This window comes from Streptomyces sp. NPDC051105 (assembly GCF_040682795.1).
In the GTDB taxonomy this organism is placed as follows: Bacteria; Actinomycetota; Actinomycetes; order Streptomycetales; family Streptomycetaceae; genus Streptomyces.
This window is the reverse complement of sequence record NZ_JBFBBR010000063.1, coordinates 1-1,911: the sequence shown is the minus strand read 5'-3', so window position 1 is coordinate 1,911 and position 1,911 is coordinate 1. Positions and strand designations below refer to the sequence as shown.

At 33.6% G+C, this 1,911-nt stretch carries 2 protein-coding genes; one reads left to right on the top strand and one right to left on the bottom strand.

Features of this window, described 5'->3' with window-relative positions; all coding sequences use genetic code 11:
• Window positions 1-737 (top strand): hypothetical protein (locus AB0N16_RS41685; RefSeq protein ID WP_365806024.1); only part of this gene is annotated, 737 nt, incomplete at its 5' end.
• 39 nt (window positions 738-776) lie between these two features.
• Here AB0N16_RS41685 and AB0N16_RS41680 read toward each other — a convergent pair.
• A complete protein-coding gene (locus tag AB0N16_RS41680) occupies window positions 777-1,667 on the bottom strand; it encodes an IS982-like element ISLll1 family transposase (RefSeq protein WP_365806023.1) in 891 nt (296 codons plus the stop codon).
• Window positions 1,668-1,911 lie beyond the last annotated feature (244 nt).

Sequence of the window (1,911 nt, the reverse complement as noted above, 5' to 3'; positions counted from 1 at the left end):
TACTTAATGCAACTGGAGAATATATCTTTTTTTTGGATTCAGATGATGAAATAGAAATCAATTTTGTGGAGACAATTTTGACTAGTTGCTATAAATACAGTCAACCGGATACACTTATCTTTGGTTATAGTAGAATTGATGAATTTGGAAATGCTTTGGACAGTAATTATGGGCATGGAAGTTTTTATCGTCAAAAAGATTTGTGTACAAGTGAGCAAATATTAACTGCATTGTCTAAAGATGAGATACCAACAACTGCATGGTCATTTGTAACAAAACGCTCTGTGATTGAAAAACACGATTTACTATTTTCTGTTGGAAAAAAATTTGAAGATAACAATTTTACGCCGAAAGTTTTTTACTTTAGTAAAAACATTGTTGTTATTTCCCTAAGATTGTATAGATATAGGAAACGCTCTGGGTCTATTATGAGTAATCACCCGGAAAAATTCTTTTCGGACGACGCCATTTTTGTAACATATGACTTATTAGATTTTTATGATCAGTATAAAATTCGGGAATTGGGAGCAGTAGTTGGTAAAATAGTTACGTCAATATTAGCTTATTTTCCAGATTCGAAAAAATTGTATAATGAATTAAATCCAATCAGAAAAAAAGTATTTAAAGATTATATTTCAATAGAAAAAAGACATACTAAACGGATAAAAATGTATATTTTTTCTTCTTATGTTGGATATAAACTTTACAGACTGGTAAGAGGTAAACACTGGAAGTGAATATAATTTTTAATCTTATTTACCCGAATTGCTAGTTGATTATTTAGCCATGACTTGATACCCGATAGAATATCTTAAAGTCTCTGGTTCCAGTGATTTAGCTGATTTTAACAGTAAAGAATACGCTAAAAGTATCATCTCTAATTTCAATTGAAAACCTTGAGGCGAACGACTTTTACAACGCTCAGCTCCTAGATTTGTCAAAAAAGAGAAAACTCGCTCAATCACTTTTCTATGTTTTGAAAAATTAGGGAAAAGGATTTTCTTTTGCTTCATGTTCTTCCTGACAGGTGTAATTAGATCAATTCCTTCTAATTCCAGCCTTTCATGCAGTGACTGACCTAAATATCCCATATCTCCAAGGACTGTTGGTGTCCCAAATTGACTCAACACTTCCTCGGTCATTGAACTATCAGCCATTGAAGCAGGAGTAATTGTGTAGTCTATGACATAGCCTGATTCACTGACTAAAGCATGACATTTACATCCATAGAAGTACTGTCCCTTTGTAGAATTGTAGCCAACATTTGCATAATCTCCAAGAACTTTGCTTCTGAAATTACGAATAGGCTGACACAAAGGAATGGGGAAGCTGTCAATAATGGATACACTCATTCCTTCAACCTCTTTAAAGACGAGTGCTTGGCGAATGACTTGGATACTCGGTAAGAGGGCATTACAACGGCGGACAAAGCGAGAATATTCTAGGAAATTAGGAAATAAACTTTGAGCCAATTGGTGCTTAGCTTTAAGTGTTTCACTAAAATGCAGTACGCCCCATAGGTAACAAGCGATAACTAAGCAATCTGATGTTGCGAGATGGACGTTCTTTCGGTTTTGAACCTCAAGGGGAACACTCGTTTGATAAAGCGTCTCAATGGTTGTCAGTAAATAAACAAAAACTTTTGGAAGTGTGCTATTATAAGTCATATAAGTCGTGCGCTTTCTAATGCTTAGTGGTTTAAGATTAGGATAGCACGACTTATTTATTTTCCAATGAAATTAACTAGCAATTCGGGTTTATTTAAAGAAAAAAAGCACGCAGCGTTCTAATTATAACACAATGTGTCCCTTTTTTTATAGGCTTTTTTAAAATTATTGCCTCATTTATAAAGGATTTCTTAAGGCTCTATTGAGCTTGATATACTCTATTTTTAAAGCAAAATAAAAAGCC

What these genes read in the sequence shown, in the direction of transcription:
- AB0N16_RS41680 (WP_365806023.1), bottom strand. Translation starts at nt 1,667, where the DNA reads ATGACTTATAATAGCACACTTCCAAAAGTTTTTGTTTATTTACTGACA.